The following is a 23,686-nucleotide window of genomic DNA, read 5'->3' as shown; positions in this document are numbered from 1 at the left end:
CGCATTGCATCCCCGCGTGACAGTTCCCCATCCCGCGTGACAGTTCGCTGGCGATCGGATAAACCAGCAGCCTCCATTCCATTGGCCCCAGCGGCCAAGCAGACGGCATAGCGTTAGATGACCCCCACCGATCCGATCGCCAATCTCGCCACCCTCATTCGCTGCCCCTCTGTCACCCCAGCCGAAGGCGGAGCGCTTTCCGCCCTTGAGGCGATGCTGAAGCCGCTCGGCTTTGCGGTCGATCGCGTGGTGGCGAAGGACGTCGGCACGCCCGATATCGAGAACCTCTATGCCCGGCTCGGAACGGAAGGCCCGCACCTGATGTTCGCCGGCCACACCGACGTCGTGCCCGTCGGCGACGAAGCCGCATGGAGCCACGGCCCGTTCTCGGCCGACATCGCCGGTGATGAGATGTACGGCCGCGGCGCCGTCGACATGAAGGGCGGCATCGCCTGCTTCGTGGCGGCGATCGCCCGCCACATCGAAAAACATGGGCTCCCGAAAGGCTCGGTTTCCTTCCTCATCACCGGTGACGAAGAGGGGCCGGCAATCAATGGCACCACCAAGCTCTTGCAATGGGCGGCCGACAAGGGCGAGCGCTGGGACGCCTGCCTCGTCGGCGAACCGACCAATCCGGACCATCTCGGCGACATGATCAAGATCGGCCGGCGCGGCTCGCTCTCCGGCCGCATCACCGTCAATGGCGTGCAGGGCCATGCCGCCTATCCGCACCTTGCCGACAATCCGGTGCGCGGCATCCTGCAACTGACCCAGGCGCTGATGGATCCGCCCTTCGACAACGGCACCGAGAGTTTCCAGGCATCGAACCTTGAGGTGACGACGATCGATGTCGGCAATGGCGCCGTCAACGTCATTCCGGCCAAGGCGAGTGCCGCCTTCAACATCCGCTTCAACGACACCTGGACGGCGGAAAGCCTGATGGCGGAGATCGTCGCGCGGCTCGACCGTGCCGCAGCCGCCGGCAGCCTGCGCCCGGACCGCGCGCCCGTCCGCTACGAGATCACCTGGGCCGAGCGCCCGAGCCACGTGTTCCTGACGCGCAACAATGCGCTGATCGATTCTCTTTCGGGCGCGGTCGAGGCTGTCACCGGCCGGCAGCCGAAGCTGTCGACCACGGGTGGCACTTCGGATGCGCGCTTCATCAAGGACTATTGCCCGGTGGTCGAATTCGGTCTGGTCGGCCAGACCATGCATATGGTCGACGAGCGCGTCGCCGTCGCCGACCTCGAGACGCTGACGAATATCTATGAAACCTTCATTTTCAGCTGGTTCGGCCATGCCGCTGCTTGATGAGGTGCTTGCCTATATCAAGGGCCTCTGGCTCTTGGCGCAGGGCAAAGAGGAGGGATTCCGCTGGCTGGATTTCAGTGAGAGCGGCCTCTGGCGCTCCTTCACCTCCATGCTCTGGTGCCTGCCGGCGATCGCCGTCACATGGGCGTCCTGGCGGTTCTATTATCTCTCGGCGATGCCTGCCGGAACGACCATCGGCATCGGTTTCATCTTCAAGCTTCTGGTCGTCGATCTCGTCAGTTGGCTGCTGCCGCTGGTGCTGATCGCCACTCTGTCGCGCCCGCTCGGCTTTGCCGGGGCCGTGGTGCCCATCGTCGTCACCACCAACTGGCTCTCCGTCCCGCTTTCCTATGCGATGGCCATTCCCGCCGCCATCCGCCTGATCATTCCGGGAAGCCAGGGCCTGACGAGCCTGATCTGGCTGGCGCTGCTCGTCGTCAGCGTCGCGGTGCTTTTCCGGCTCCTGCGCATGATTACCGGCAGCCAGACCCTGCTTGCCTCGGCGCTGACGGCGCTCTTCCTGCTGCCGTCGATGATGATCGGTGATCTCCTGCAGCGCTTCTTCGGCCTGATCCCGGGCTAGCGCATGTCGCGCAAAAGTGCGCAGCGGTTTTGCGATAACGACATGCGGAATTTCAAGGACTCAAAGCGCGAGCGAATCTGAAGATCGAGACACGCTTGGAGCCCGGGATCAGCCGGCGATCAATAATCCACTTGCAGGAAATAGAGCCCGTCGGGCGGGGCCACGGGGCCACAGGCCTTGCGATCGTGCGCTTCGAGTGCGGCCTGCAGGTCGTCCGGCGTCCACTTCCCCTCGCCCACCAGCTTCAACGAACCGGCAAAGGAGCGGATCTGGTTGTGCAGGAAGCTCTGCGCCGTGGCGCGGATTTCGATGACACCGGCGACGAGCGCGACATCCAGCCGATCGAGGGTGCGCACCGGGCTCGTTGCCTGGCAATGGGCGGAGCGGAACGTGGTGAAGTCATGGTGGCCGACTAGACGTTGCGCGCCTTCGTGCATCGCCGCGTGGTCGAGCGGCTTTGGCACCCACCAGGCGCGCCTGGCTTCTAGCGCCAGCGGCGCCGGCCGGGAAATGATGCGGTAGAGATAGTGCCGGCGCAGCGCCGAGAAACGCGCGTCGAACTCCGGCGACGTTTCCTCGGCTTCGAGGATCGCCACACGCTCACCCGCAAGCCCCAGATGCGCGTTCAGCGCGTTGCGCAGCGTATAGGGCTTCCACGGGCGCGTCAGATCGACATGCATGACCTGGCCACTGGCATGCACGCCGGAATCGGTGCGGCCGGCGCCGCGGATCGAAACGGTCTCGCCGGTCAAGGACAGCACCGCCTTTTCGATCGCCCCTTGCACGGATTGGCCGTTGTCCTGCCGCTGCCAGCCGACATAGTCGGAGCCGTCATATTCGACGGTCAGCTTGAACCGCGGCATCAGCCGACCCTCGTGCCGGACGCGACCGGCGTTCCGCGCAGGAAGTCGGCGGCGCCGAGCGCCTTGCCGCCGGCGCGCTGCAGGCGCGTGAGCCGAACCGCACCCTCGGCGCAGGCAATCGTGAGATTGTCGTCAAGCGCCGTGCCGGGCTCGCCGGCACCCGATGCCGGCTCGGAATTCAGAACCTTGATACGTTCCGGCTTGCCGGCGATTTCGAGCTCGAACCACGCACCCGGGAATGGCGACAGGCCGCGAATATGATCATGCACCTCGCGAGCGCTGCGGGCAAAGTCGATGCGGGTTTCCGCCTTGCTGATCTTCGCCGCATAGACGACGCCCTCGTCGGGCTGCGCGGTCAGCGGCAGATCGCCGGCCGCAAGCTTGGCCATCGCCTCTTTCATCAGCGTCGCACCGACCTGCATCAGCCGGTCGTGCAATTCGCCCGCCGTCATCGTCTCGCCGATCTGGACGGCCTTGGTGAGGGCGACGGGGCCGGTATCGAGCCCCTTGTCCATCTTCATCACCATCATGCCGGTCTCATGATCGCCGGCCATGATGGCGCGCTGGATGGGGGCAGCACCCCGCCAGCGCGGCAGCAGCGAAGCATGGCCGTTGTAGCAGCCGTATTTGGTGCCGGTGAGGATCGCCTCGGGCAGAAGCAGGCCATAGGCGACGACGACGGCGACATCGGCGTCGAAGTCGCGGAAGGTCTGGCGATCCGGCTCGTCCTTGAAGTTGACCGGCGTCAGCACGGGGATGCCGAGCAGCTCGGCCGCCTGGTGCACCGGCGACTTCTGCAGATCGAGCCCGCGTCGGCCGCCCGGCCGCGGCGGCTGCGTATAGGCGGCAACAATCTGGTGGCCAGCCTCGGCAAGCGCCGCCAGCGTCGGCACCGAAAACTCCGGCGTACCCATGAAGATGATGCGAAGTGACAAGGCGGTAACTCCGTCCTTTCAGATCACTTCATGCGGGGAAACAGCGAAATGATCTCATTCTCTGAAACAGGACAACCCCGGGCGGAAAACCGTTTCACGCTTTCCTGGGATTGCTCAGTGGATCCCCGCCCTCAAATCGTGCCATCGCGCGATCTGTTCGCGACCGCTTGCGTGGTCGGCGTCAGATCGCCTTCGCACCGCGCGTCTTGGCGGCCTTGGTGAACTTGCGGATCACCATGTCGCGCTTGAGCTTGGAGATGTGATCGATGAACAGCACGCCGTTCAGGTGATCGATCTCATGCTGCAGGCAGGTGGCGAGCAGGCCATCGGCCTCGATCATCTGTTCCTTGCCGTCACGGTCGAGATGCTTGACGGTGATCGCCGCGGGGCGCTCGACCTCGGCGTAATAGTCCGGGATCGACAGGCAGCCTTCCTCGTAGATCGAACGCTCATCGGACGAAGCAACGATCTCGGGATTGATGAAGACGAGCGGGGTCTTGTCGTCGCCTTCTTTCGAAACGTCGAGCACCAGCATGCGTTTGGCAACGCCGATCTGGATCGCGGCAAGGCCGATGCCGGGCGCGTCATACATGGTTTCGAGCATATCGTCGGCCAGACGGCGGATGTCCGCGTCGATGGTTTCGATCGGCGTGGAAACCTGGCGAAGCACAGGATCGGGAAGGATGATAAGCGGCTTGATCGTCATGCTGCTCCCATAGCCGATCTTTCCACCGGCGTGCAAGAAAATTGCCTTGCCACCCTCAGCGGCCGTTTCCCATGGCCTCGCGTTAACCGCACGGTACAGATGTTCATGTTTTGATCTATAAAACATCCGCGAATCTGTTAGGCTTACACCATGGAACCAGCGCCCATCGACCTTTCCCAGCCATTGTTTTTCATCGGCACTCTGCCGGTCACGCTGGGCCATCTCGCCATCGCCGGCGGCCTGATAGTGGTAGTCGCGCTGCTGATGGCGCTCTCGCGGCGGCGGGATACCCGCGACGAGGAGCGGCAGGAACAGATGGCGATGCTGCTTGCCGCCCAGACGGAGATGCAGGGGCGGGTTGCCGCCATGGCCGAGGTGTTCGGCGCCCGGCAGGCCGAACTCAACCAGTCCCTCAGCCAGCGCATCGACGGCATGACCCATCGGATCGGCACTTCGATCACCGAACAGACCAAGGCGACGCACGAAAACCTCAGGCGGCTGCAGGAGCGCCTGGCGGTCATCGACAATGCCCAGAACAACATCCAGTCGCTGGCCAAGGACATGGCCGGGTTGCAGGCGATCCTTTCAAACAAGCAGACGCGCGGCGCCTTCGGCCAGTCACGCATGGAGGCGATCATCGCCGATGGGCTGCCGATGGGCGCCTTTGAATTTCAGACGACGCTGTCGAACGGCGCACGACCCGACTGCACCATCCGCATGCCGAACGGCCAGCCGGCGCTCGTCATCGACGCGAAATTTCCGCTGGAAGCCTGGAACGCGATGCGGGATGCCCCGAATGCGGAACGCCGCCAACAGATCGCGCAACTCTTCCGCCGCGACATGGAAACCCATGTGCGCGATATCGCCAGCAAATACCTGATCCCCGGAGAGACACAGGACACCGCCTTCCTCTTCGTGCCATCGGAATCGATCTTCGCCGAAATCCACGAGCATTTCGAAGCGATCGTGCAGAAGGCGCATCGCCAGCGGATCGTCATCGTCTCGCCGTCGCTGCTGCTCTTGTCGATCCAGGTGATCCAGGCGATCCTCAAGGATGCGCGCATGCGCGAGCAGGCGCATCTGATCCAGGGTGAAGTAGCCAGGCTGATGGAGGACCTCAGCCGTCTCGACGAGCGCGTGCGCAAGCTTCAGGGCCATTTCGCCATGAGCCAGAAGGACGTCGAGGATATTCTGATTTCGTCCAGCAAGCTCACGCGGCGCGGCGCCAAGATCGAGGCGCTCGAACTTCAAGCCGAAGGCGGGACGCAAGAAGCAAGCGATCCGCGTGCCGCCGTCGACAACCGCGTCGGGCAATTGCGCCTGCGGGTGGTTGACGAGGACTGAGGCTGTCGGGCACTCTCCGGCCCACTTTGCAATCCGACGGGAAATTTTCACATGATCACTGTTTTTGGGTCCATCAACATGGACCTGATCGCCACGACCGCACGCCTTCCGAAGCCGGGCGAGACCGTTGCCGGAACTGGTTTTTCGACCGCCGCCGGCGGCAAGGGCGCAAACCAGGCGCTTGCCGCGCGACGTGCGGGAGCGACAGTTAAGATGGCTGGTGCTGTGGGCAAGGACAGTTTTGCCGATGGCGCGCTGGAACTGCTGAAGGGTGCTGGCACCGACCTCTCCCTGACCAAGACGGTGGAAGAGCCAACCGGCACCGCGCATATCTTGGTCGGCGGTGACGGCGAAAACGTCATCGTCGTCGTCGCCAGTGCCAATGCGACTGTCAATGAGGCCGATGCGGTGAAAGCCGTCGACGGCATGAAGCCCGGCGACACGCTGATGCTGCAGCTCGAAATTCCGGCAGCCTCCGTCGAGAAGGCGCTCAATGTAGCCAAGCAGAAGGGCGTCCGGTCTGTCATCAACATCGCGCCGTTGACCGCGGATGCGGCTCGCCTCGGGCGCATGGCCGATATCGTCATTGCCAATGAGACCGAATTCGAGCTGCTTGCCGGCAGGAGCGGCATCAGCAGCGCGGAACGCGAAGACGCGATGAAGGCGCTTCACGCCGAGACCGGCCAGACGGTCATCGTCACGCTCGGCGCCGAAGGCGTCGTCGCCGTGCACGAAGGCGAGATCCAGCGTGCCAAGGGCCTGAAGATCGAACCGGTCGATACCGTCGGCGCCGGCGACACCTTCTGCGGCTATCTTGCCGCCAGCCTCGACGCCGGCATTGCCTTTCCCGATGCGCTGCGCCGTGCAGCCGTCGCCGGCTCGCTCGCCTGCCTGAAGAGCGGCGCCCAGCCCTCGATCCCGCTTTCCTCGGAAGTGGCGTCGCGTATCTAGATCGCGACAACCTTGGGTCGGACCGACCCGTGATAGGCCAAAGGGCATCTGGTGCGGGCGGAGATCGCCCGCATTTTTCTTGCCGGCTCTCTGCCGCCGCGCGTTTCCAACCGTCTCAAAATCTCCGCTTGCGCAATCCGGACAGCCGATGTCGCGGAGATAAAACTCCGCGCGCAATTTTATCAAAGCAACAGGTAAAACAGCGTCCGCGTTGGGCCTATTTTAAGAATCTCCAGTCTATTCAGGAGCCTGAGAAGGCCGGTCGAAGCGATCTGGTTGCCTCCAACATGCCGGTCGGCATCTGACGCTCCATGATGGAGTTCACCCCCATTGCGAAATGCGTCCACCGCAGGCGAGAGCCGGCGGACCTCCCAGCACGTGAGGATTTCATGTTCAAGTTCCAAGCCAAATCGCTGGCGACCAAACTGATCGCGGTGACAGGCGGCACGATTGCACTTGTCCTGCTCGCCTCGAATTTCGTTCTCATCTCCCAGACCCAGGATCGCGTCGAAACGCTGGTCCTTGAACAGGCAAACGGTGAAGCCCGCGCGATCGCCTCCGACATCGCCGGCGACGTCGGCGAGCTTGCGAGCGCTGCCCGCTCGATGGCCGGCGTTCTCGGCCGGGCACATGCGGAAAAGTCGATGGAGCGCACCGGGGTGATCAATATCCTGAGGGCGAACCTCGAGCAGAACCCCTTCGCCTTCGGCAGCTGGTTCGCGGAAGAGCCCAAGGCCTTCGACGGCCGCCAGGAAGATGTCGTCAACAATAAGGAACTGGGCGGCAACGAGCTCGGCATCTTCACGCCCTACTGGTCGAAGACCCGGAACAACGAAATCCAGTACTCCACCTTCAAGGCCGATTATCCGGCGGAGTGGTATGCGCTCGCGGCAAAGAGCGGCAAGGGCGCGATCACCCAGCCCTATACTGCCGAGGGTACCGACATTCCGACCGCGATGAGCTCGATCGCCTATCCCGTTATGTCAGGCGGCAAGCTGATCGGCGTCTCCGGCGTCGACATTTCACTCGCCTCGCTGGCCGAGGGTCTGGCGAAGTTGAAGCCGTTCGAAACCGGCCGCGTCTACCTGCTGTCGCAGAGCGGCAAGTGGCTCGTCGCGCCGATCCCGGAACTGCTGCTCAAAGCCTATGACGGCGAAGGCAACGACATCGTCAAGAATGCGCTTGATTCCGGCAAGCCTGGCGTCATTTCCAACCTTTCCTATGACGGCAACGAACCCTTCGACCGCCTCGTCTATCCCTTCGCGCTTTCAGGCGTGAACACCAGCTGGGTCGTGCTCGTCGACGTGCCGCGCGCCGCGATCAATGCCCCGGTCAAGGACCAGACCTACATGATGATCGTCGGCGGCCTGGTCGTGCTCGGCGCCGTTCTGCTCGGTCTCTATCTCGCCGTCCGCGGCTTCGTGCAGAAGCCTCTCGCCGCCCTCGTGAACGACGTCAAAGGACTCAGCCACGGCGACTATACCAAGGCGATCGCCGGCCAGGATCGCTCCGACGAAACCGGCGAAGTCGCCAAGGCACTCGAGGGCTTCCGCCACCAGCTTGCCGACACCAAGCGCCTGGAAGGCGAAGCCCGCCATGAGCGCGAACAGGCCGAGCGCGAACGCGGCCGGTCGGAAACCGAGCGTGCCGAGAGCAGCGCCTTGCAGCGCGACATCGTCGCCCGCCTCGGCAAGGGCCTGTCCCATCTCTCGTCCGGCGATCTCGCGTTCCGCATCACCGACGAGTTCCCGGGCGAATATGCCCAGCTCAAGCGCGACTTCAACGCGACGATGGAAAGCCTCGAAGCGACGATCCGCACCGTCAACCATTCGGTCGTCAACATCGGCAACGGCACGAGCGAAATCAGCAGCGCCGCCAACGACCTGTCGCACCGCACCGAACAGCAGGCGGCGAGCCTCGAAGAAACGGCAGCAGCCCTCGACGAGCTGACCTCGCAGGTCAACGCCAGCGCCGAAAACGCCAAGGTCGCCGCGAAGTCGGTGGAAGTGGCCAGCAGCGATGCCGGACAGTCGGGCGAAGTGGTACAGAAGGCCATCGCCGCGATGAAGGGCATCGAGCAGTCGTCGCACGAGGTCAGCCGCATCATCGGCGTCATCGACGAAATCGCCTTCCAGACCAACCTTCTGGCGCTCAACGCCGGCGTCGAAGCGGCCCGCGCGGGCGAAGCCGGCAAGGGTTTTGCCGTCGTCGCCCAGGAAGTACGCGAGCTTGCCCAGCGCTCCGCCAATGCCGCCAAGGAGATCAAGACGCTGATCAACACTTCGGCCGGCCAGGTGCGCGAAGGTGTCGACCTCGTCGGCAAGGCGGGCGGCGCGCTCGAAAAGATCGCCGAGCAGGTGGTGCAGATCAACGGCCTCATCCGCCAGATCTCGAGCTCGGCCTCCGAGCAGGCCGTCGGCCTCAAGGAGATCAACTCGGCCGTCAACCAGATGGACCAGGTGACCCAGCAGAACGCCGCCATGGTCGAGGAGACGACGGCCGCCGGCATGGCGCTCAACGAAGAGGCCCGCACGCTCAACGCCCTGGTTGCCCGCTTCCGCGTCGCCCAGTCCTCGACGTCGGCCCAGCCTACCTCGTCGGAGATGCTGCGTGGCACCGCCGAACGCATGCGTGCGGCCGAACGCCCGGCACCGGCACCTGCCCGCGAGGCGCGGCCGGCTCCGGCAGCAAGCCCGGCACGAAGCAGCTACTCGGCTTCAACGCAGCGGGTGCTCACCCAGACCTCGGGCGCCAACGCGCTTGCCCAGGACAATTGGGAAGAGTTCTGATCAACAGATCGAGAAAAGAAACGGCGCCTCTCGGGGCGCCGTTTTTGTTTGAAGCATGATGATCGAGCGTAGGCTCAGATGCGCGACAGGCGCTCGGTCAACAAATCGAAAAAGCCCTGGTCGTCGACGAAGCGCATGACCTTGGCATTGTGCGGCCGGCCGGTGACCTGCCACCAGTCGACAACCGTCATGCCCGCCGTCAGCGGCGACTTGGTTTCGATCTCGACGTTGCAATCCCGACCGGTGAAAAGCTCGGGGCGCAGCAGATAGGCGATGACCGTCGGGTCGTGCAGCGGGCCGCCATCGGTGCCGTATTTCTCGATGTCGAAGCGTTCGAAGAATTCGAGCATCTCGGCCATGGCGATCGCCGGGCGGCTGCCGATGTCGCGGATCTTCTGCACCCGCGCCTTGTGGGTGAGCACGCGATGGGTGACGTCGAGCGGCATCATCACGATCGGAATGCCCGAGCGGAAGACGATATCGGCGGCTTCCGGATCGACATAGATGTTGAACTCGGCCGCCGGCGTGATGTTGCCGCCTTCGAAGAAGCCGCCGCCCATCATCACCAGTTCCTTCACCCGCGGCGCAATCTCAGGCGCCTTCTGGAGCGCGAGCGCGATGTTGGTGAGCGGTCCCAGCGTGCAGAGCGTCACCGAGCCCTCTGCCTCGTTGCGCAGCGTTTCGACGATGAAGTCGACCGCGTGCTGCTCCTCGAGTTTCATCCTGGGCTCATCGAGCGTCGGGCCGTCGAGGCCGGTCTTGCCGTGCACGTGCTCGGCGGTGACCAGCGGACGGGCGATCGGCTTGTCGGCGCCGGAAAAAACCCGAACCTTCGGCCGGTCGCAGAGCTCGCAGAGAATGCGCGCATTGCGGGCCGTCAAGGTCAGCGGCACGTTGCCGGCGACCGTGGTGATGCCGAGCAAGTCGATCTCTTCCGGACTGCCGAAAGCGAGCATGATGGCGGCGGCATCGTCCTGCCCGGGATCGGTGTCTATGATTATCTTTCTGGGCACGGGCACTCTCTCGTCCTCCCTGGATCACGTTTGGCTGGGTCGACCCGACCCAAAGCCAGGCGCGATCGATTTCAATGCACCGGAGCGGATACGGGTAGCGTCGCATGCGCCCTCCTCGTCCCACTCTTGGATTCTGCGAGAGCGGACTATGATTTGCGTGCACGTCCGAGGCAAGCGGCTTGCACTCATTGCGCACAGCTACCATATTGCGGCAAGGATGCTGCTGGGCAGGTCCGAACATCGGTCGCTTGATCTCGCAAGGACTTGAAGAATGAGCCGAATTACGCCCTTTACGAGCCCGCTTCTGCTGGGTTTCGACACAATGGAAAAGACCCTTGAGCGCATCGCCAAGGGCAATGACGGATACCCGCCCTACAACATCGAGCGGATCCGCGGCGATGCCGCCGTTGACGCACCCGAGCGGCTCAGAATCACGCTTGCCGTGGCCGGGTTTTCCGAAGAAGACCTCGAAGTGACCACCGAAGAGAATCAGCTCGTCATCCGTGGCCGCCAGGTCGACAACGGCGATCGCGAGTACCTGCACCGCGGTATCGCTGCGCGCCAGTTTCAACGCACCTTCGTTCTCGCCGATGGCATGAAAGTTCTCGGCGCCGAGCTGCGCAACGGCTTGCTCTCCGTCGACCTCGTCCGTCCCGAACCGGTGCGTATGGTAAAGAAAATTAACATTTCAGTCCCAGAGTAGGATAACCGGCGGGATTTTCCCCTGGCCGGCGACCACGGAGTATCACCATGGGACTGAAAGCTGTCAGCTCGTCACTGTCGAAGAACGACCTCGCACATCTCGGCGAAGGCGAAATCGGCTACATCCGGAAAATGCGTTCGGAAGAAGTCTCGCGCTGCTTCCCGGAAGCACCCGAGATGGGACCGGGCATCGATCTCTGGGCCCTGTTCGGCGCCGACGGCACGCCGATCCTCCTGACCGACAATCGTTCCAGCACCTTCTTCAAGGCCGCCGAGGATGACCTGAAGACGGTCACCCTGCATTGATCAGGCTGCCGTCGCTGACGGTAGATCTATGGGGCTGAATTGAAGCCGCCGCTCTGCATTGAACGACGCAATTCCAGACGGAAAACCGCTTCGCACTTTTCCTGGAATTGACTGTGAAGCGACACAATTCCGGACGGAAAACCGCTTCGCACTTTTCCTGGAATTGATTTTGGAGTGCCGCAATTCCGGGCGGAAAACCGCTTCGCACTTTTTCTGGAATTGCTAGGCTCGGCGGAAAGTGAGATAGGCGGAGCTCCGGCCTTCCCGGCGTGCCTTGGCCTCGTAGCGTGTGCTCGGCCACCCCTCGTACGGCGTCAGCCAGTCGGCTGCCTTCTCCGCCGTCCATTCGAAGGCCGCGTGATCGCGGCAATGCAACAGCGTCCAATTGACATAGGTGTCGATATCCGAGGCGAAGCAGAAAAGCCCGCCCGGCTTCAGCACGCGCGCAAAGCGGTCGAGATTGACCTTGGAGACGAAGCGGCGCTTCCAGTGTTTGCGCTTCGGCCACGGGTCCGGATAGAGCAGGTCGATCTGGTCGACGGAAGCGGCCGGCAGCCAGTCGAGAACCTGGGTGGCGTCGTCGTCATAAAGGCGGATGTTGCTGACACCGCGAGCCTCGATGTGGCCGACGAGCTTGGCCATGGAATTGACGAAGGGTTCGACGCCGATAAAGCCTGTCGAAGGCGTCTCGGCGGCGCGGTGGATCAGATGTTCGCCGCCGCCGAAGCCGATTTCCAGCCGGATGCGATCGACGCCCTGAGGAAACAACGTCTTCAGTTCCGCCGGAGCCGGGCTCGACAGATCGAGCTTCAGCGTCGGCAGCACGGTTTCCAGATGCGCCGCCTGCCGCTCGCGCAGCGGCTTGCCCTTGCGGCGGCCGAAAAAGGCCTCGGTTGCTCTGGCACGGCGCGGTTCGGTCATGTCGTTTGTCCCTTGGTCACGCTGATCCCCGATCAAGCCGACCCAAAATCAAAATGAACGAAGCGGGCGCTCCTTGCCGGAGCGCCCGCCCTGAATTTCGCAAGCGCCTGATAGCAGGCCGCTGCGCTATCTTCAATGCGCGGCGTTACACGCCACGCCAATCGCAGGATTACGCGGCTGCCCGGCCGTTGACGGCACCGCTCTGCTCGATCGCCGCCTTCAGCGGCTTCACCAGATCGAGCTTCTCCCAGGAGAAGGAACCGTCGCGGCCAGCCTTGCGGCCGAAGTGGCCGTAGGCAGACGTCTTGGCGTAGATCGGCTTGTTGAGGTCGAGGTGACGGCGAATGCCAGACGGCGACAGGTCCATCGTCTTGCGGATGGCCTGCTCGACCTGGTCTTCCGAGACCTTGCCGGTACCGTGCAGGTCGACATAGATCGACAGCGGCTGGGCAACGCCGATGGCGTAGGAGAGCTGGATCGTGCAACGATCGGCAAGACCGGCGGCTACGACGTTCTTTGCCAGGTAGCGCGCGGCATAGGCAGCCGAACGGTCGACCTTGGTCGTGTCCTTGCCCGAGAAGGCGCCGCCGCCATGGGGCGCAGCACCACCATAGGTGTCGACGATGATCTTGCGGCCGGTGAGGCCGGCGTCGCCGTCCGGGCCACCGATGACGAACTTGCCAGTCGGGTTGATGTACCAGGTGCAATCGTCGGCGATCTTCAGATCATCGAGCGCTTCGCGGATATAGGGCTCGACAACCGAGCGAACCTTGGCCGAATCCCAGGTGTCATCGAGATGCTGCGTCGACAGAACGATCGAGGTGACTTCCGCCGGCTTGCCATCGACGTAGCGCACGGTGACCTGGCTCTTGGCGTCCGGACCGAGCTTGGCGACTTCGCCTTCGCCCTTCTTGCGGGCGGCGGCGAGCAGATTGAGGATGCGGTGCGAGTAGTAGATCGGCGCCGGCATAAGTTCGGCGGTCTCGCGGCAGGCGTAGCCGAACATGATGCCCTGGTCGCCGGCACCCTCTTCGCCCTGCATGTCGGCAGCGCTGTCGACGCCCTGAGCGATGTGGGCGGACTGGAAGTGCAGAAGCACGTCGATCTTGGCCGTCTTCCAGTGGAAGCCGTCCTGCTCATAGCCGATCTCGCGGATCGCCTTGCGGGCGGCGGACTTGAACTTCGAGGGGTTGATGACGTCGTTGCCGTCCTTGTCCTTCTTCAGAAGGCTCGGCGGCAGGCGCACTTCGCCGGCGATGACGACGCGGTTGGTGGTCGCCAGGGTTTCGCAGGCGATGCGAACGCCCCACGGGTCGACACCGGTCTTGGCCGCTTCGCGGTAGACCAGATCCACGATCTCGTCGGAGATACGGTCACACACCTTGTCCGGATGACCTTCGGCTACAGATTCACTCGTGAACAGGTAGTTTGCACGCATGCGGGAAGTCCCCTCAATGAAGAAAAAGCGCTGGCATGGTGTTAGTGGTTTTGCGCCCGAAAAACAAGCGCACAACGACATAAATATATCTTTATATCACCGTCAGGGCCAATCACTTTGGCGCGCCCGGAGAAAAGCGCGCATGAAAAAAGCGGCACAAAGGCCGCTTTGTTTTCAAGTCCCGACGGGGAACGTTGGAACTATTCGCTTTCTGCTTCCGCAGCGAGAGCCTTGACCAGATCGACAAGCCGGCGGCGAACCTTCGGATCGGTGATCTTGACGAAAGCGCGGTTGAGTTGCAGCCCCTCGGAGGACGACAGGAAATCGACAACGTAGTTGGAACTGGACGCTTCTGCCATGCCGGGCTGACCGGTACCGCTATCACCCGGGGCATCTTCGAAGAAGAAGGAAACCGGAACATTCAGGATGCCCGAAATGTTCTGCAACCGGCTCGCGCCGACGCGATTCGTGCCCTTCTCATACTTCTGGATCTGCTGAAAAGTGATCCCCAGACTTTCGCCGAGCTTCTCCTGGCTCATGCCAAGCATCGTGCGGCGAAGACGAATCCGACTACCGACATGAATGTCGATCGGGTTCGGCTTCTTTTTGTTTTCGATCATATCTGCGTTCCCAAACACGCTGTTTCGTTTGATCCACCGCCCGGCATGAAGCACCGCTCACCGAGGCGACCGCCACGGTGATACGACAAAGCCGCCACAACAAGGACGATGGTGCGGACCACTATGCAATTTTAGGGGTTTTAGGTCAATTCTTCCTAATATTAAAACCAACACGCGAAAACACTGCAACCAGAAGGAGCAAGAGTGCACTCAGCCAGAAGATTCGGCTTCGCATAGCGTCGTCCAAAGGCGTAGGCATCTTTCCCGGCAGAAGTGTGTCGACCACTCCCCTATAATTGTAGGACAATCCTACCATTAAAACCCCACGTGCATCAACAATTGCTGATATACCGCTGTTGGCTGCGCGGATCAGGGGGGTTCCGGTCTCGATGGCGCGCAGTTGTGCCTGATGGAAATGCTGGCGCGGACCGGGCGTGTCGCCGAACCAGGCATCATTGGTGATGTTGAGAAGCGCATCCGTTCCGCGCGCGGCCCCGTCGATCTCGTCGGGGAAGATCGCCTCGTAGCAGACCAGCGGATAGAACTTCCTGCCGCCGGGCAAGGTCAGCAGCGAGCGGCTCTTTGCCGCCGAAAACCCGCCCGGCATGGAGGCGGCGATGGAACTCAAGCCCCAGGACGACAGCACCTCCTCGAACGGCAGATACTCGCCAAACGGGACGAGATGCACCTTGTCGGCGGCACCAATGATCTGACCGCGGCCATCGATGACATAGATCGAGTTGTAGTAGCGCGGCGGCAGGCCGGCGCCCGCGTCCTCGGCGCGTACCGCACCGGCGATGAGGATCTGATCGTCGTCGAGCACCTCGGCGATGCGCGCCAGGGCGTCCGGGTTGTCGGTGAGGATGAAGGGGATCGAGGTCTCGGGCCAGACGACGATGTCCGGGCGCTTGCCGCCGTTTTCGGGCGCGGCGGTGGTGAGCGAAAGATGCTCCTCGAAGACCGCCGCACGCTCGCGGTCGTCGAGCTTTTTCGCCTGATCGATCACCGGCTGGACGAGACGGACCGTCAACGGCGGCTCGGCCGCAGCGGGGGCTGGCTGTGCCAGGCGATAGAAGCCGAAGCCGATATGCGCCGTGAGGAGGACGAGTGCGGCCGCGAGACCAATCCGACTTCCCCTGCCGGTGGCAATGAGTGCGGGTGCCGCGAAGACGAAGACCGCCAGCACGTTGATGGTCGCAAGATTGACGACGCTTGCAGACTGCATCATCAGCGGCATCGGCATCGCCGCATAGCCGATGGCATTCCAGGGAAATCCGCTGAAGAGGAAGCTGCGCAGCCATTCGCAAAGGCCAAAGGCCAGAGCAAGCGCCGCGATCCGCCCGACACCATCGGACCAGAACAGGCGCGCGATCAGCGTCGCGAGCGCATAAAAGAGCGCCAGGAAGGCCGGGAGACCGACCACAGCGAGCGGCAACGCCCAGGCGAAGTCGTCGGCCTCCACCAGGAGCGCGTTGCCGAGCCACCAGAGACCGCCGAGGAAGTAGCCGAAGCCGAACCACCAGCCGATCGCCGCCGCCGGCCAGAGCCGCCTGACGATGCCGCCATCCGGATTTCCGGTCGCGCCGTCGAGCAGCCAGACGAGGATCGGGAAAGCGACGAAAGCAAAGGCGAAGATGCCGAAGGGCGGTTGCGCCAGAACCGCGAGAAGCCCCGCAAGGAACGCGAGCAATGCCCTCGGGAAACCGGAGAGAAGCATCACCCTGCCAGCCAGTCTTACCATGCAGCCTCCAGTCGATCCCGGCCGCTAGCCGCGGCGCCGGAGCGAAACAACAACCGAATCAATCGCCGCCAGTGTTCCAAAAAACCGGCTGCTTGTCCCCTTCAGGGGCGGATTTGGATATGGAAGGCATGTGCTCCGGCTTGGGTCGAGCCGCCGGTCCTTGAGAACCGCGTTCAAGCCGGGAGACGTCAAGTGGATGGGTGAGAGGCATCTGCCCCGCGCACCCTGCCCCGCGCACATGGAAACGTGCGCGGGAGCCGAACGATTATTGCTCGTCGGCCGCTGCTTCGGAAGATGCTGCACCGTTGGCACGATTGACCATAACCGTCTCCGGAACGGTTTCACCCTCCGGCCGCAACGGGCGACGGCGAGCCGGCGGACGCTTGCGCATGATGCGAACGCGTTTCACACGACGCGGGTCGGCGTCGAGGATCTGGAACTCGAAGCCCGGAATGGCCTGAACGACCTCGCCGCGCACCGGAATGCGGCCAAGCGAGGCGAAGATCAGGCCGCCGAGCGTGTCGACGTCTTCGAGTTGCTCACGCACGTCAAAATCGGGGCCGATCGCCGCGGCGATCTCTTCCAGCTCGACGCGAGCGTCGGCGAGGAAAACATCGTCCGAGGTACGGGCGAACATCACTTCGTCATCGTCGTGCTCGTCCTCGATATCGCCAACGACCATCTCGACGATGTCTTCGAGCGAAACGAGACCGTCGGTGCCGCCGTATTCGTCGATGACGAGCGCCATCTGGATACGGGCGGCCTGCATGCGCTGCATCAGGTCCGAGGCCAGCATCGAAGGCGGCACGAACAGGAGCTGGCGGACGATGCCCGCCTCTTCCAGCGACTTGCCGAGATCGACGCGGGAGAGGTCGAAGCTCGCCTTCGGCGATCGGGGCGTCTTCTCGGTCTTTTCGCCCGTGACCGTCACGGCAGCCGGCGCCTTGCCGTTGCGGCGCCGGTTGCGGGCCTGCTTGGTGACATAGGAAAGCAGGTCGCGAATATGCACCATGCCGCGGGGATCATCGAGCCCTTCGTTATAGACCGGCATGCGCGAGCGGCCGGACTCCTCGAAGATCACCATCAGCTCGCCGATGGTGATGCTCTGGTCGACTGCTTCGATGTCGGCACGCGGGACCATGACGTCCTCGACCCTGATCTCGCGGAAACGCAGGATGTTGTTGAGCATCGCCCGTTCGCCGGGCGAGAAGGCCGTGTTGCTGTCGGCATCGGTCTGAAGCGCGTCGGCAAGATCCTCGCGCAGGCTCGATGGACTTGCGCCGCGCAACAGGCGCGCGGCCCGGCTCCAGAAGGTAGAAGTGGATTTCGTGCCCTCGTGTCGAGTGGCGGTGCTACTACTGCCCGCCTCCGCCTCTCCGGAGGCGTCTGCCTCCTCGGTCGCCAGCGCGACGGGCTGTGTTTTGTAATCGCTCATCGGTCCAAACTGTTAATCCGGGGTACGATCCCCGTAGGGGTCAGATAAGCCAAGACGCGCCAAAATGCGAGTCTCCAGGCTTTCCATTCTTTCGGCTTCGTCATCTTCCATATGATCATAACCGAAAAGATGCAGGAATCCATGCACGAGAAGATGCGTCAGATGCGCATCGAAGGATTTCTCGAGTTCCACGGCTTCGCGCTCGAGCGTCTCGCGGGCGACGATGATGTCACCCAGCATCGGTCCCGGCATCGCACCCGGTTTCACCGGGAAAGCGGGGAAGGACAGCACATTGGTCGGCTTGTCCTGGTTGCGCCATTCGGCGTTGATCGCCCGCATGGAAGCGTCGTCGGTGAAGACAAGGGAAAGTTCCGGCGGCATCTGCGGCAGCGGCTGCTTCTCTTCGGCCGCGAGATAGGCTGCAGCCGCTTCGAGCACGGGCGTTGAGAAGGCAAGCAAGGCCTCTTCCTCGGGCCAATTGCCTTCTTCCACGCTGATCTGGATGTCCAATGCCGTCATGATCGCAACGACCGCCGATCAGCGGTCGCTCTGCTCGCTTTCGTCGTGAACGGCCGTGTGGGACTCGTAAGCCCTGACGATACGCGCCACCATCGGATGACGGACGACGTCGACGTCCTTGAAGCGCACCACCGAAACGCCCTCGACGCCCCTCAGGATCTGCAGGGCCTCGACCAGGCCGGACTTGACGCCGCGCGGCAGGTCGACCTGGCTCGGATCGCCGGTGACGATCATGCGGCCGTTTTCGCCGAGACGGGTCAGGAACATCTTCATCTGCATCGATGTCGTGTTCTGCGCCTCGTCGAGGATGACGGCGGCATTGGCGAGGGTACGGCCGCGCATGAAGGCGAGCGGCGCGATTTCGATGACGCCGGCGGTAATCGCCCGTTCGACCTTGTCACCCGGCATCATGTCATAGAGCGCGTCGTAGAGGGGCCGGAGATAGGGGTCGACCTTCTCCTTCATGTCGCCGGGCAGGAAGCCCAGGCGCTCGCCTGCCTCGACGGCAGGACGCGAAAGCACGATACGGTCGACGGCGCCGCGCTCCAGCAGCTGTGCTGCATGGGCAACCGCGAGATAGGTCTTGCCGGTACCAGCCGGACCGACACCGAAGACGAGCTCGGAACGCTCGAGCGCGCGGATATAGGCATCCTGCGTCGGCGTGCGGGCGACGATCGTCTTCTTGCGCGTCGAAATCTGCGCCATCGTCAATTTGGCTTTTTTCTCCATGGTCGGCAATTGTAGCTGATCGTCGGCAGCGACCGCCATCCGGATCGCGCCTTCCACATCCGACGTATCGATCGATCCGCCGCTCTGCAACCGTCCATAGAGAAAATCGAGAGCGCGCCGCGCCTGATTGGTGGCGACGACATCACCTGAGATCGCAACGGAATTACCGCGCGGGTGCGCTTCGATCCGGAGCCGCTCTTCGAGGAGCTTCAGATTCTGGTCGAACTGCCCGAAGAGTTCGCTGGCGAACCGGTTGTTCTCGAACGTGAGCACGAAGTGATTGGCGTCTGTCGCAGTTGTTTTCGACTGGCGCGATGATGAAGAGATCAGTTCGTGTCCGTTCAAGCGGTTCAGGCTCCTTGTGTTCGGTCCTTACCCGATCATCTCCGCAAACAGGCTGTTCGGCCCGGCCTTGATGATTCGCACCTTGATAATGTCACCGATTTGCGATGCTTTTGCATCAACATTCACGGGCTGCAGCCAAGGGGAACGCCCGACGAGCTGGCCCGGCATGCGTCCTGCCTTCTCCAAAAGCAGGTCGATTTCGCGGCCGACGCAGGATTCGGCGAAGGCGCGCTGCTGCGAAAACAGCAAAGCCTGCAATTTTTCCAAGCGCTTGGCCTTTACGTCCTCGGGAACCTGGTCGCCGAGCTCGGCGCCGGGCGTGCCGGGGCGTGTCGAATATTTGAATGAAAATGCCTGTGCATAACCCACGGCCTCGACCAGGCGCATGGTGTCTTCGAAGTCCTCGTCGGTCTCGCCCGGGAAGCCGACGATGAAATCGCCCGACAGTGCGAGGTCCGGCTGGACCGCGCGGATACGCTCGATCAGCGCCAGATATTCGGCCGCGGTGTGCCTCCGGTTCATCGCCTTCAGGATGCGGTCGGAGCCGGACTGCACGGGCAGGTGCAGGTAAGGCATCAGCTTGCCCATCGAGCGATGCGCTTCTATCAGGCTGTCGTCCATGTCGCGCGGGTGGCTCGTCGTGTAGCGGAGCCGCGCAAGCCCCTCGATCTCGCCGAGACGCGTGAGCAGGTCGCCAAGCCCCCATTCGCGGCCATCGGGTCCGACGCCATGCCAGGCGTTGACGTTCTGGCCGAGCAGGGTGATTTCACGGACGCCGCCATCGACCAGCTTTTCCGCTTCAAAGACGATCTGCGCAACCGGGCGGGAAACTTCCGAGCCGCGCGTATAGGGCACGACACAGAAGGTGCAGAACTTGTCGCAACCCTCCTGCACCGTCAGGAAGGCGGTGACGCCGCGGGCGCGGGTCTTCGCCCTGTCGGGCGCCGGCAGGTGTTCGAACTTGTCCTCGACGGCATAGTCCGTCTGGACGACGCGCTCGCCGCTGCGGGCACGTTTCAGTGCTTCCGGCAGGCGGTGATAGGTCGTCGGGCCGATCACCAGATCGACCGCCGGCGCGCGCCTGAGGATCTCGTCGCCTTCGGCCTGTGCGACGCAGCCGGCAACGCCGATCACCATCTCGCGGCCTTCCTTGGCCTTCGCCTTCTTCAGGTCACGCAGGCGGCCAAGCTCGGAATAGACCTTTTCCGCCGCCTTCTCACGGATATGACAGGTGTTGAGGAGCACGAAGTCGGCATCTTCCAGCACGTCGGTCGAGACATAACCATCACGCGACAAGGCATCCGACATGCGGTCGGAATCATAGACGTTCATCTGGCAGCCATAGGTCTTGACGAAGACCTTGCGGGCCGGCACGCGCTCGTCGCCCGTTACGGGCGTTGTCGACAGAAGGGCTGTATCCTGGGTCATGGCGGCTTACTTAGTGCAAAGCGGCCCGAAGTTGAAGTATTTTCGGCACGGCTGCCTTTGCCGGCAGGCGTCAGGTCCGTCCGCGCAACCGGTCCGACAGCATGCTACGGATGCGCTGTTCGACTTTGCGGCTCACTTCCTTGCGATTGGTGTGCCGATCGTAGTCGATGGCTTCACCGAAATCGACGTCAACCTCGATCGCCCCTTCGCGCAGGATGCCGAGCAGATGCGGCACCAGTTCGGTGTCGCCCGGCCATGCGGCAATCGGCCGATTGAAGCGACCCATCGGCATGCCGTGGATGCCGGTATAGGAGATCGCGACTGGCTGGACATGCACGAGCCCGGTCGGCGAATGCGGCACGGCGGAAGCAGCAGCGCCGAAGAGCGAGGTCTTGATCTCCAACAGGCGGTTGCCATCCGAGGTCGTTCCCTCCGGAAAGAGCACGACGATTTCGCCCGACGCCATGCGCTGACCGATTTCGCTCACCTGCTTGCCGGTCGAGCGCTTCTGCTCGCGCTCGACGAAGATCGACGCCTGCAATCGTGCGAGGTGGCCGAAGACCGGCCAGCTTTTCACTTCGGACTTTGCGACGAAGACGACGTCGGTGACCGAGGACAGTACCAGAATGTCCTTCCAGGAGGCGTGATTGGCGCAGATGAGCAGCGGCCGCCGCCGCTCGACCTCGCCGTGAACCCGCACCTTAATGCCGAGAAGATAACAGGCGAGCCGGTGCCAGTATCGCGGTAAGCGACGGCGGGGTTTCAGGTCGAGCCAGAGGCAGACGATCTGGATCGGCATCAGAACGACCGAAACCAGCGCCAGAAGCGCTGCGAAGATCGCAATCCGTAGCCAATTGATCATCCGGAAAGAGTTCCCGCGCGCATCCTTGAAAAGTTAGAGCGGGATGCGGGCGGAAAACCGCATACACTTTTCCTCATCCCACGCTAATCCGCGCTTGGGACTAGCGAAGATCAAGCCTCATGACAAGCGCGGCAGTCCGCTGGCCGGCCTTGTCCTGGTAATAGGCGCGGCGTTCGCCGACCTTGTTGAAGCCGAGCTTACGGTAAAGCCCCATCGCCGCTTGATTGGTCTCGTCCACTTCGAGGAACAGCGCTTCGGAACCCTTGACCAGGGCCTCGCGCATCGCCGCCTGCATCAGCCGCCAGCCGAGACCGGAGCGCGCATAACGCGGCTCGACGCCGATCGTCAGGATTTCGGCCTCGCCGGCGACGGCGCGCGACAGGACGAAACCGCCAAAGGCCGGACGGAACGAGCCGTTCGTCTGGCGGGCGACAAAACCGAATACCGTGTCCTGCACCAGCAGCGCGTGAATTTCGCCGTCGGTCCAGGGGCTTGCAAAACGCTGGCGGTGCAGCGCTGCCGCCGCAAGAAGGTCGGCTTCCTCCAGCGGAAAAATGTCGAACTCGGTACGGCGAGTGAAGTAATCGGTGAAGCTCATCTCGGTCTACGCTCGGGCAATCGCGAAGCCCACCTGCGGCTTGGCGTCGGGGCCTCGGAGATATAGCGGTCGCGGCTTGGCCGAGGCTGGATCAGCAGCGGCGCCGAGCGCGGCGACAAAGGCAACATCGATGAGTTCGGAGGGTTTGGCAGGGGCGTTCGGGGCAACGAGAGCCGCGCCGGAGCCGCCGATGACGCCATCAAAGCCGGAGAAGCGTTCGCGCGCCACCTCGACAGCGAGCGCTTCGGGCTCACTTATGGCATCACCGGTCGCGCCGAAAGCCTGGACATAGACTTCGTCCCGCTTGGCATCTATGGCCACGAGGATGTCCCTGCCGGGCGCTGCAGCACGTATGCCTTCAGCCAGGACTGCGAGCGTCGAGACGCCGACCGCAGACTTGCCGAGCGCCAGCGCCAGGCCACGAGCGGCCGCCACGCCGACGCGAATGCCGGTGAACGAGCCCGGACCGACGGTGACCGCGATGCGGTCGATATCGGCAAGCGATCGGCCAGCCGCGGCCAGCGCCTCGTCAACGAATTCCATCAGCCGCTCGGCATGACCTTTGCCGAGATCGGCGCCCGAGCGCCCGAGCACGACAGCCGCTTCGCCGTCGTAGACGGCAACGGAGCAGCCGGAGCCGGACGTGTCGATCGCAAGTACAATCATTTCAACGCTGGATCTTTCAGACGCCACAAGCCGCAAGGCCGACCAGGCTTTGCGGCAAAATCGATACTACTCGGTCAGGTCAGGATGCGGGCGGAAAACCGCGCACATTTTTCTTCATCCCGCCCTTTTTCGCGAGACGCCGGACGGCGTCCGGTGTCAGACGGCCTCGACGGCTTGCACCTCGGGAACGAAATGGCGCAGCAGGTTCTGCACGCCATGCTTCAGCGTCGCCGTGGACGACGGGCAGCCCGAGCAGGCACCCTTCATGTTGAGGAAAACGGTGCCGTCCTTGAAGCCTCGGAAGGTGATGTCGCCACCGTCCTGTGCAACGGCCGGGCGCACGCGGGTTTCCAGAAGCTCCTTGATCGTGGCAACGATCGTCTCGTCACCTTCGTCGAAGAACTCGTCTTCCTGATCCGACTGCTCGGCGCGGCCGCTGCCAGCCATGATCGCCTGGCCCGACATGAAATGCTCCATGATCGAACCGAGGATCGCTGGCTTCAGGTGCTGCCACTCCTGGCTTTCCTTGCTGACGGTGATGAAATCGTAGCCGAAATAGACGCCGGTGACGCCCGGAATCGAAAACAGCCGTGCCGCCAGCGGCGAGCCGGCGCGGGCTTCTTCCTCGTCGCGGAATTCGGCGGTGCCGTTTTCCATAACAACCTTGCCCGGCAAAAACTTCAGCGTTGCCGGATTCGGCGTGGCTTCGGTCTGAATGAACATGTCTGTCTCCGTTTCGCCGGGAGCGACAGTCGCCCAGCTCTTTAGAATTATTCAAAAGAATATAGGGGCATGGCCCTCTGGTCGCAAGAGTACATAAAGCGGGATGAGGAAAAGTGTGAGCGGTTTTCCGCCCGCATCCCGCTTGACCCATGAAAAGC

Annotated in this window: 23 protein-coding genes; 7 read left to right on the top strand and 16 right to left on the bottom strand. The window is 62.9% G+C overall.

All coding sequences use genetic code 11. The annotated features are described in order from the left end of the window. The first annotated feature begins 117 nt into the window (after positions 1–117). Together dapE and IB265_RS01870 are read left to right on the top strand one after the other, a co-directional pair. Positions 118–1,311 carry a succinyl-diaminopimelate desuccinylase gene (dapE, locus tag IB265_RS01875; RefSeq protein WP_057248034.1) on the top strand — a complete coding sequence of 398 codons (1,194 nt, stop codon included), beginning with the start codon at positions 118–120 and terminating at the stop codon, positions 1,309–1,311. Further along, positions 1,298–1,894, top strand: coding sequence for a hypothetical protein (locus IB265_RS01870; RefSeq protein ID WP_057248033.1), 597 nt, complete (start codon positions 1,298–1,300; stop codon positions 1,892–1,894). The genes dapE and IB265_RS01870 overlap by 14 nt, the downstream gene beginning before the upstream one ends. Before the next feature lie 119 nt (positions 1,895–2,013). Here the strand turns inward: IB265_RS01870 and truA are convergent, their stop codons facing one another. From truA to def, 3 genes are all read right to left on the bottom strand, one after another. Then, the gene (truA, locus tag IB265_RS01865; RefSeq protein ID WP_113479354.1) at positions 2,014–2,757 is read right to left on the bottom strand and encodes a tRNA pseudouridine(38-40) synthase TruA; all 744 of its coding nucleotides are present in this window, start codon (positions 2,755–2,757) and stop codon (positions 2,014–2,016) included. Further along, positions 2,757–3,692, bottom strand: coding sequence for a methionyl-tRNA formyltransferase (gene fmt / locus IB265_RS01860; protein ID WP_113479353.1), 936 nt, complete (start codon positions 3,690–3,692; stop codon positions 2,757–2,759). Before fmt ends, truA begins: the two co-directional genes overlap by 1 nt. Positions 3,693–3,873: 181 nt before the next feature. Beyond that, positions 3,874–4,398: a peptide deformylase gene (gene def / locus IB265_RS01855; RefSeq protein ID WP_057248030.1), complete on the bottom strand. Its 525-nt coding sequence runs from the start codon at positions 4,396–4,398 to the stop codon at positions 3,874–3,876. A gap of 150 nt (positions 4,399–4,548) precedes the next feature. Between def and IB265_RS01850 the strand changes: the two genes are divergently transcribed. The 3 genes from IB265_RS01850 to IB265_RS01840 all read left to right on the top strand — a co-directional run bounded on the left by IB265_RS01850 (position 4,549) and on the right by IB265_RS01840 (position 9,482). Continuing rightward, entirely contained in the window at positions 4,549–5,742 is a 1,194-nt protein-coding gene (locus IB265_RS01850; protein ID WP_057248029.1) for a DNA recombination protein RmuC, read from the top strand. Between the two features lie 51 nt (positions 5,743–5,793). Further along, positions 5,794–6,693: a ribokinase gene (locus tag IB265_RS01845; RefSeq protein ID WP_057248028.1), complete on the top strand. Its 900-nt coding sequence runs from the start codon at positions 5,794–5,796 to the stop codon at positions 6,691–6,693. 389 nt (positions 6,694–7,082) lie between these two features. Beyond that, complete coding sequence (locus tag IB265_RS01840) at positions 7,083–9,482, top strand: methyl-accepting chemotaxis protein (RefSeq protein WP_057248027.1); 2,400 nt, start codon at positions 7,083–7,085, stop codon at positions 9,480–9,482. Between the two features lie 74 nt (positions 9,483–9,556). On the opposite strand, the gene IB265_RS01835 is transcribed toward IB265_RS01840, so the two are convergent. Then, entirely contained in the window at positions 9,557–10,501 is a 945-nt protein-coding gene (locus tag IB265_RS01835; protein WP_057248026.1) for a nucleoside hydrolase, read from the bottom strand. Positions 10,502–10,766: 265 nt separating this feature from the next. On the opposite strand from IB265_RS01835, the gene IB265_RS01830 reads away from it, so the two are divergent. Then, complete coding sequence (locus IB265_RS01830) at positions 10,767–11,198, top strand: Hsp20 family protein (RefSeq protein ID WP_057248025.1); 432 nt, start codon at positions 10,767–10,769, stop codon at positions 11,196–11,198. 47 nt (positions 11,199–11,245) lie between these two features. After that, positions 11,246–11,503, top strand: a complete 258-nt coding sequence (locus tag IB265_RS01825; RefSeq protein ID WP_057248024.1) for a DUF1150 family protein — start codon at positions 11,246–11,248, stop codon at positions 11,501–11,503. A 222-nt stretch (positions 11,504–11,725) separates the two neighbouring features. Here IB265_RS01825 and IB265_RS01820 read toward each other — a convergent pair whose 3' ends face one another. The 12 genes from IB265_RS01820 to IB265_RS01765 form a co-directional block, all read right to left on the bottom strand. Then, positions 11,726–12,424, bottom strand: a complete 699-nt coding sequence (locus tag IB265_RS01820) for a tRNA (guanosine(46)-N(7))-methyltransferase TrmB (protein ID WP_057248023.1) — start codon at positions 12,422–12,424, stop codon at positions 11,726–11,728. Between the two features lie 169 nt (positions 12,425–12,593). Further along, entirely contained in the window at positions 12,594–13,862 is a 1,269-nt protein-coding gene (gene metK, locus IB265_RS01815; protein WP_057248022.1) for a methionine adenosyltransferase, read from the bottom strand. A 200-nt stretch (positions 13,863–14,062) separates the two neighbouring features. Further along, positions 14,063–14,482 (bottom strand): helix-turn-helix domain-containing protein, encoded by a 420-nt coding sequence (locus tag IB265_RS01810; protein ID WP_057248021.1) that lies wholly within the window; start codon positions 14,480–14,482, stop codon positions 14,063–14,065. 145 nt (positions 14,483–14,627) lie between these two features. Further along, complete coding sequence (lnt, locus tag IB265_RS01805) at positions 14,628–16,223, bottom strand: apolipoprotein N-acyltransferase (RefSeq protein ID WP_057248020.1); 1,596 nt, start codon at positions 16,221–16,223, stop codon at positions 14,628–14,630. A gap of 265 nt (positions 16,224–16,488) precedes the next feature. Further along, positions 16,489–17,658, bottom strand: a complete 1,170-nt coding sequence (locus IB265_RS01800; RefSeq protein WP_057248019.1) for a hemolysin family protein — start codon at positions 17,656–17,658, stop codon at positions 16,489–16,491. A 12-nt stretch (positions 17,659–17,670) separates the two neighbouring features. Further along, positions 17,671–18,177, bottom strand: a complete 507-nt coding sequence (gene ybeY, locus IB265_RS01795; protein ID WP_058329094.1) for an rRNA maturation RNase YbeY — start codon at positions 18,175–18,177, stop codon at positions 17,671–17,673. Between the two features lie 18 nt (positions 18,178–18,195). After that, the gene (locus IB265_RS01790) at positions 18,196–19,251 is read right to left on the bottom strand and encodes a PhoH family protein (RefSeq protein ID WP_057248017.1); all 1,056 of its coding nucleotides are present in this window, start codon (positions 19,249–19,251) and stop codon (positions 18,196–18,198) included. Between the two features lie 27 nt (positions 19,252–19,278). Next, a complete protein-coding gene (miaB, locus tag IB265_RS01785) occupies positions 19,279–20,679 on the bottom strand; it encodes a tRNA (N6-isopentenyl adenosine(37)-C2)-methylthiotransferase MiaB (RefSeq protein WP_057248016.1) in 1,401 nt (466 codons plus the stop codon). A 70-nt stretch (positions 20,680–20,749) separates the two neighbouring features. Continuing rightward, on the bottom strand, positions 20,750–21,541 hold the full coding sequence (locus IB265_RS01780; RefSeq protein ID WP_057248015.1) for a 1-acyl-sn-glycerol-3-phosphate acyltransferase: 792 nt from the start codon (positions 21,539–21,541) through the stop codon (positions 20,750–20,752). Positions 21,542–21,641: 100 nt separating this feature from the next. Beyond that, positions 21,642–22,139, bottom strand: coding sequence for a GNAT family N-acetyltransferase (locus IB265_RS01775; RefSeq protein WP_057248014.1), 498 nt, complete (start codon positions 22,137–22,139; stop codon positions 21,642–21,644). 6 nt (positions 22,140–22,145) lie between these two features. Beyond that, on the bottom strand, positions 22,146–22,805 hold the full coding sequence (gene tsaB / locus IB265_RS01770; protein ID WP_057248013.1) for a tRNA (adenosine(37)-N6)-threonylcarbamoyltransferase complex dimerization subunit type 1 TsaB: 660 nt from the start codon (positions 22,803–22,805) through the stop codon (positions 22,146–22,148). A 156-nt stretch (positions 22,806–22,961) separates the two neighbouring features. Further along, entirely contained in the window at positions 22,962–23,528 is a 567-nt protein-coding gene (locus IB265_RS01765) for a NifU family protein (RefSeq protein WP_057248012.1), read from the bottom strand. Between the last annotated feature and the right edge of the window lie 158 nt (positions 23,529–23,686).

Origin of the sequence: Ensifer sp. ENS10 (genome assembly GCF_014852025.1) — a bacterium.
Classification (GTDB): Bacteria; Pseudomonadota; Alphaproteobacteria; order Rhizobiales; family Rhizobiaceae; genus Ensifer.
This window is presented reverse-complemented; position numbering and strand designations above follow the sequence as displayed.

Coding starts and splice junctions, on each gene's coding strand:
- lnt (WP_057248020.1), bottom strand. CDS start 16,223: ATGGTAAGACTGGCTGGCAGGGTGATGCTTCTCTCCGGTTTCCCGAGG.
- IB265_RS01870 (WP_057248033.1), top strand. CDS start 1,298: ATGCCGCTGCTTGATGAGGTGCTTGCCTATATCAAGGGCCTCTGGCTC.
- dapE (WP_057248034.1), top strand. CDS start 118: ATGACCCCCACCGATCCGATCGCCAATCTCGCCACCCTCATTCGCTGC.
- ybeY (WP_058329094.1), bottom strand. CDS start 18,177: ATGACGGCATTGGACATCCAGATCAGCGTGGAAGAAGGCAATTGGCCC.
- IB265_RS01800 (WP_057248019.1), bottom strand. CDS start 17,658: ATGAGCGATTACAAAACACAGCCCGTCGCGCTGGCGACCGAGGAGGCA.
- truA (WP_113479354.1), bottom strand. CDS start 2,757: ATGCCGCGGTTCAAGCTGACCGTCGAATATGACGGCTCCGACTATGTC.
- IB265_RS01825 (WP_057248024.1), top strand. CDS start 11,246: ATGGGACTGAAAGCTGTCAGCTCGTCACTGTCGAAGAACGACCTCGCA.
- def (WP_057248030.1), bottom strand. CDS start 4,398: ATGACGATCAAGCCGCTTATCATCCTTCCCGATCCTGTGCTTCGCCAG.
- metK (WP_057248022.1), bottom strand. CDS start 13,862: ATGCGTGCAAACTACCTGTTCACGAGTGAATCTGTAGCCGAAGGTCAT.
- IB265_RS01765 (WP_057248012.1), bottom strand. CDS start 23,528: ATGTTCATTCAGACCGAAGCCACGCCGAATCCGGCAACGCTGAAGTTT.
- IB265_RS01830 (WP_057248025.1), top strand. CDS start 10,767: ATGAGCCGAATTACGCCCTTTACGAGCCCGCTTCTGCTGGGTTTCGAC.
- IB265_RS01780 (WP_057248015.1), bottom strand. CDS start 21,541: ATGATCAATTGGCTACGGATTGCGATCTTCGCAGCGCTTCTGGCGCTG.
- IB265_RS01840 (WP_057248027.1), top strand. CDS start 7,083: ATGTTCAAGTTCCAAGCCAAATCGCTGGCGACCAAACTGATCGCGGTG.
- miaB (WP_057248016.1), bottom strand. CDS start 20,679: ATGACCCAGGATACAGCCCTTCTGTCGACAACGCCCGTAACGGGCGAC.
- IB265_RS01775 (WP_057248014.1), bottom strand. CDS start 22,139: ATGAGCTTCACCGATTACTTCACTCGCCGTACCGAGTTCGACATTTTT.
- IB265_RS01820 (WP_057248023.1), bottom strand. CDS start 12,424: ATGACCGAACCGCGCCGTGCCAGAGCAACCGAGGCCTTTTTCGGCCGC.
- IB265_RS01810 (WP_057248021.1), bottom strand. CDS start 14,482: ATGATCGAAAACAAAAAGAAGCCGAACCCGATCGACATTCATGTCGGT.
- tsaB (WP_057248013.1), bottom strand. CDS start 22,805: ATGATTGTACTTGCGATCGACACGTCCGGCTCCGGCTGCTCCGTTGCC.
- IB265_RS01845 (WP_057248028.1), top strand. CDS start 5,794: ATGATCACTGTTTTTGGGTCCATCAACATGGACCTGATCGCCACGACC.
- IB265_RS01850 (WP_057248029.1), top strand. CDS start 4,549: ATGGAACCAGCGCCCATCGACCTTTCCCAGCCATTGTTTTTCATCGGC.